6 protein-coding genes and 2 pseudogenes are annotated in these 4,841 nt (G+C 41.7%); 4 read left to right on the top strand and 4 right to left on the bottom strand.

Annotated elements, in window-relative coordinates; all coding sequences use genetic code 11:
• The 3 genes from EWV84_RS01240 to rfbF all read right to left on the bottom strand — a co-directional run.
• A partial coding sequence (locus EWV84_RS01240; RefSeq protein WP_287075892.1) for an RNA-guided endonuclease InsQ/TnpB family protein occupies positions 1–329 on the bottom strand: 329 nt, incomplete at its 3' end.
• 73 nt (positions 330–402) lie between these two features.
• Positions 403–687 (bottom strand): GDP-mannose 4,6-dehydratase, encoded by a 285-nt coding sequence (locus EWV84_RS01245; RefSeq protein WP_287075894.1) that lies wholly within the window; start codon positions 685–687, stop codon positions 403–405.
• The gene (gene rfbF, locus EWV84_RS01250) at positions 672–1,502 is read right to left on the bottom strand and encodes a glucose-1-phosphate cytidylyltransferase (RefSeq protein WP_287075896.1); all 831 of its coding nucleotides are present in this window, start codon (positions 1,500–1,502) and stop codon (positions 672–674) included. Before rfbF ends, EWV84_RS01245 begins: the two co-directional genes overlap by 16 nt.
• A 360-nt stretch (positions 1,503–1,862) precedes the next feature.
• On the opposite strand from rfbF, the gene EWV84_RS01255 reads away from it, so the two are divergent.
• Positions 1,863–3,434 carry a hypothetical protein gene (locus EWV84_RS01255; RefSeq protein WP_287075898.1) on the top strand — a complete coding sequence of 524 codons (1,572 nt, stop codon included), beginning with the start codon at positions 1,863–1,865 and terminating at the stop codon, positions 3,432–3,434.
• A gap of 281 nt (positions 3,435–3,715) precedes the next feature.
• Here EWV84_RS01255 and EWV84_RS01260 read toward each other — a convergent pair.
• A pseudogene (locus tag EWV84_RS01260) lies at positions 3,716–3,823 on the bottom strand (IS630 family transposase); the annotation flags it as partial.
• Positions 3,824–3,828: 5 nt separating this feature from the next.
• On the opposite strand from EWV84_RS01260, the gene EWV84_RS01265 reads away from it, so the two are divergent.
• The 3 genes and pseudogenes from EWV84_RS01265 to EWV84_RS01275 form a co-directional block, all read left to right on the top strand.
• Positions 3,829–4,008, top strand: a complete 180-nt coding sequence (locus EWV84_RS01265; RefSeq protein WP_287075901.1) for a hypothetical protein — start codon at positions 3,829–3,831, stop codon at positions 4,006–4,008.
• A gap of 172 nt (positions 4,009–4,180) precedes the next feature.
• Positions 4,181–4,357: a 50S ribosomal protein L32 gene (rpmF, locus tag EWV84_RS01270; RefSeq protein ID WP_287075899.1), complete on the top strand. Its 177-nt coding sequence runs from the start codon at positions 4,181–4,183 to the stop codon at positions 4,355–4,357.
• Between the two features lie 181 nt (positions 4,358–4,538).
• Positions 4,539–4,727, top strand: a pseudogene (locus EWV84_RS01275) (sulfite oxidase-like oxidoreductase); the annotation flags it as partial.
• Positions 4,728–4,841 lie beyond the last annotated feature (114 nt).

The following is a 4,841-nucleotide window of genomic DNA, read 5'->3' on the forward strand; positions in this document are numbered from 1 at the left end:
GTAAATTCGGCACTTCCTCCTTGATGTTTTTTCTTAAAGTTAGGATACTTAGTACGACCAGCAAAGAAATTGGTAAAAGCTGTTTGTAAATGTCTTAACCCTTGTTGTAAAGGTACACAACTAACTTCGTTTAAAAAGTCTAATTCTTCTTGCTTTTTCCAATCGGTTAGCATTGAAGAAGTTTGAGCATATCCTACTCTTTCATACCAAGCTTGTGTTCTGACATGGAGAGCTTTATTGTAAACTAATCTTACACAGCCCAAAGTGCGCCGCAATAGCGACTCTTGTTCTGGTGTGGGGTAAAATCGAAACCAATAGGCTTTTTCCATGTCTCACATTTTAGCATATATCGTGTAAATGCGCTAATATTTAACAGTAAAGCCGTCGTAGAACGACGGAGTTTCAGACCCAAAATTTTCGATGAAAGACTACATCCGTTTGCCATGACTTGATTAAACGACCCGCTAACTCAGCCTCTCGAATATCTCCTAGATGGTGACTCAGATTCTGAGCTAAGTCTAATTGCTCAAATAGGGCCGGGGTGGTATTGGGGGCTAAACTGAGGCCTTTTACCTCTGCCCCCAGATGGAGTAACCAAAACGCCAGCCAAGACCCCTTAAAGCCAGTATGACCCGTTATAAAGGCCTTTTTGCCCGACCAAAATCCTTCCTTTACCATATTTTCCATCTAGCTTGTCCAGTGTCGTAAAGGTGATTGAGCATTTCCATTTCTCGATAAGTATCCATACACTGCCAAAACCCATCATGCCTATAGACGGCGAGTTCTCCTAAGGCGGCTAGGGTTCTGAGGGGCTGTGCTTCAAAAGTCGTCGAATCTCCCTCAATTAAATCCAAAACCTTGCGATTTAAGACAAAATAGCCCCCATTAATCCATCCTTCAGCCGTTTGCGGCTTTTCTTGGAACTGAGTGACTAAATTACCCTCAATGATTAACTCGCCAAAGCGAGAAGAAGGACGAACCGCCGTCATAGTGGCTAATTTCCCATGAGAGTAATGGAAATCCAACAGCTCCGCAATATTCACATCACAAACCCCGTCCCCATAGGTGGCTAAAAAGATCTCACTTCCGCTTTGGTCTATATAAGAGGTGAGACGTTTAAGACGGCCTCCGGTCATGGTTTCCTGTCCCGTATCAATTAACCAAATACGCCAGTCTTCTTCCTCGTGTCCACTATCGAGTTTGGTCACTTTTTTATTGCCTAACTCTAAGAGGACATCACTGTGATTCCAATCATAGCTAAAGAAATAGTCCCGGATTATTTCACCTTTATACCCTAGACAGAGCATAAAATCAGTTAAACCATAGTGGGCATAAGTTTTCATGATATGCCAAATAATTGGCCGATTTCCGATGGCAATCATCGGTTTAGGCCGAAATTCGGTTTCTTCCCGCAGTCGGGTTCCTTTGCCACCACACAAGATGGCCACGGGAATGTTAGACTTATAGTCCTTAACTGTTAAACTGACCGATTGTATTACCATTAGATTATATAGTGAAGGGCTTTGAGAGTGACATCATCTTATCGAGGCAGTTTAACACGGGATTCCCGATTGTGTCCAATATCTGTCTAAAAAAATTTTTGTTAAGCGAGTGTACCCAGTTTATTGCTAAACAGGCTCTTAAATCTTATAGCAGTTATCTTCATGGTGAGGTACGAAGTTTTCCTTTTGGGTAGTCGGTCGTCCGCCGGCGATACTAAATCAGGTTATACTTCGTCTTGATCAGCAACGCTAAATTCTAACCGAGTAGGACTATAAATTCGTGCTACCATGCGAAGATAAATATTCGGGGATACGGTCACGAAGCTACCAGAAAATTTTAGGATAAAAATACCGACACTTATGGGGAAATCAATCAATAAAGTCCGAGGAACGGCACTGATTTTAGGGATTCTAGTGATCGCATTTGCCTTTTTCACTAGGATTGTCAGTATTTTTGAATACGTTACCTTCGATATCGGACCCGATCCCGATCAGATTACTCTTGGTTATCTTTGGATGGATATGTGGAAGGGAAACTTTCCTCAATTGGGACCACCGGGGGGGGGTGGAAAATATGGATTCACAATTCCACCCCTCTATAGTTATTTAGCATTTCCTCTGACAATTTTCGGTACTGCCCCCGAATTTCAAGTCCTTACCAATGGCCTATTTTCTTTTCTATCGATTCCCCTCTTAATCTACTTTGTTTATCAACTTTTAGAAAATGTAGAACAAGATAAACGTCTTCTCCTGTCCAGTTTGGCAGGATTTTGGTATAGCACGATTTATGCGGACTATTTCATTAATAATTTTTCCTGGGGACCTAGCCCAATACCATTTTTTATGCTCGTTTTTGCTTTACTCTATCGCTTCCAGATGGAAACGAGTAAGCCGATGATATATCAGGCTATAGCTTGGATATTCTTCGGGATTACTGTCGCTATATTGGTGAGTTTACACACCACCACGATGTTAATTATCCCAGCAACTTGTGTTATCGCCTCTCTATGGTTTGTTTATCGAAATCGAAAGAATACTCGTAAATGTCTTTTGCCTTTTCTATCGATTCTCTCCGCAAATCTCGCCTTGATTATGTATTGGAATAGTGAGATAGTTCGGAATTTCGCCAATACGAAAGGACTGGTGAGAGCGCTCACGGAGAAGGGGGCGAGCGGTGAACCATCGAGTAATCTGTTCACTCGTCTATTTAAAGCGATTTTGGAAACGGTTTATCTGGGCAATCAAGTGTTTTTTTTGAATGACAATATATCGATTTTCAATGTCGTAGTTTCGGCTATTTTTTTCGGCATTTCTCTATACATAGTCATCAAAAAATATCGAGGCAATAAAACACTGATCGGCTTTTTTGCGATCACTTGGATAATTTTTCTCTACGCTTCCTCTAATTATCCTGATGAGCATTTTTATTCCCATCGTAAAATCTTACTCTGGTTTGCTCCTATCCTCTTGGCGATCGCTAGTCTGGCCTATCTAAACTTGACTAAGACTTTCGACAGGATCCTCGGTCTAGTTCTAGCAATTATCATCGGCTATTCTATCGCAACTAATCTCTATTTCAATCAACGTTATCTTGCTAGTAAATACGGTTCCGAAAGACTCCTATCCGTGGCCGATACAGTGGAAATTATCAATCAGATTCCGGCTGGTTCAACCCTTTGTGATCCGGCCAAGAAAGGCAAAAGAAAAGAGCATGGTCAGTATGATTATATCGATACCTTTATGACCAAAAGAGAGCTAACGATAACCAATGCCTGCCCATCGGGTAGTTATTATATACAGCCGAAATTTAAAATGGCTATCCAAATGAACGATTTATTTCCAATTTTTACCCTCGCAAAAACCCCCCCTCTCGATCGCCCGATGACTTCCCTTCTGGAAACCCCAGAAGCCTATCTCTATAAAATCGAGTAGCAATACCTCAACCGCGATAGCGAAATTTGATCGGGATATTCTTGAGAAAATTTTTGCAAAGGGTGACAAGTAGCGGGGCTGTCTAGGAAAGCCATATCAATAATACCATCGTGCTAAAATAGGGAACCTCGAAAAACACAACTTATGGAAAATCAACCGGACAGGTTTACTCGATCGCCTTCCCCCGGAACTTCATTACAGACCAAAATATATATCTTGAGTTACTTTAGCAAGAGCTTTAGAGGTAGGCGTTTTTAGCTAAGGAAGTCTCAAATTATACTTTAGACGTTCATAATCTGAGATTTATTAAACTTCTGAAATCGTAGAGTGAGCAAGGAATCCAGTTCTTTTTTATGTTTCAGATGGGCATCATTCAGACATTCATAAATAGGGTCTGCTGAAAAAGTTTTTCGGTGGGGGTTGGGGGTTGGGGTGTGGGGTGTGGGGTGTGGGGTGTGGGGTGTGGGGTTTTACCCATTTTCAGGTGGTCAATTACCTAATTTTCAGGGAAAAAGTCCCTGAATTTTCCCCCCAATCACTCCAAGGGTCGGCACCTAAAAACCTTGTTGGATAAGGTTTTTAGATTTATTCAGCAAACCCTAAATAGGTAAGCAAATGATAATTATTAATTTTTATCAATATTTTGGGCAGTAGTGAGCAAGGGAATCAGACAAGTGAGCGAGCCGATTAGGGAAATAGGGAGTAGAATAGAAAGGTTGTGAGTCTATAACTATCGTTAAAATACTATGGCTTGTCCCAAGAAGAAAACCTCAAATGCCAAGCGCGACCAACGGAGAGCGCACTGGAGAAAGCAAGCGGCACGGGAAGCGCAAAAAGCCTTATCTTTGGGTAAATCTGTCCTTTCTGGTCGTTCTAACAGCTTTGTCTATCCCACTAAAGAGGAAGAGGAGGACGAGGAATAATATTCCTATCAGTCTTCAGTTGCTGGAAAAATTTGGCTGTAGTTCGCTGTTAACACCGAATAAATGTCCTCCAAGTCTAGGACGGTGTGATAACTTGATGGTGGGGAGTGAGGTATAGAAAACCTTTTCGCTCCCTAATATTTTAAGATTTGTTTAGGGTGTTCGTTGTGAGTCTCAACTAATGTTAGGCAAATTCTTTAAAAAACCAGAATCTCCCGATCAAGACCGAGTTCCCCCGGGCCAATATCTCGCTAGTGGTTTTCCTGTGCTTACCTACGGAGATACTCCCCAAATCAAGACCGAGGACTGGTTGTTCAAGGTTTGGGGAAAGGTGGCCACCACTAAAACTTTTAACTGGTCGGATTTTATCGAAAATTTGGGTTAAAACCCCGTCGTTTTACGACGGCTTTAAGCTACAATGGAAAAAGCGATAACCAAGCTAAAAACTGAACCTTGACAACAGATAGTAGGGGGTTTCGTTCAG

Source organism: Microcystis sp. M_QC_C_20170808_M3Col (assembly GCF_007095505.1).
Taxonomy (GTDB): Bacteria; Cyanobacteriota; Cyanobacteriia; order Cyanobacteriales; family Microcystaceae; genus Microcystis.

Bases quoted from the DNA above. Each gene is read 5' to 3' on its own strand.
- EWV84_RS01245 (WP_287075894.1), bottom strand. From the start codon at position 687: ATGGAAAATATGGTAAAGGAAGGATTTTGGTCGGGCAAAAAGGCCTTT.
- rfbF (WP_287075896.1), bottom strand. From the start codon at position 1,502: ATGGTAATACAATCGGTCAGTTTAACAGTTAAGGACTATAAGTCTAAC.
- EWV84_RS01255 (WP_287075898.1), top strand. From the start codon at position 1,863: ATGGGGAAATCAATCAATAAAGTCCGAGGAACGGCACTGATTTTAGGG.
- rpmF (WP_287075899.1), top strand. From the start codon at position 4,181: ATGGCTTGTCCCAAGAAGAAAACCTCAAATGCCAAGCGCGACCAACGG.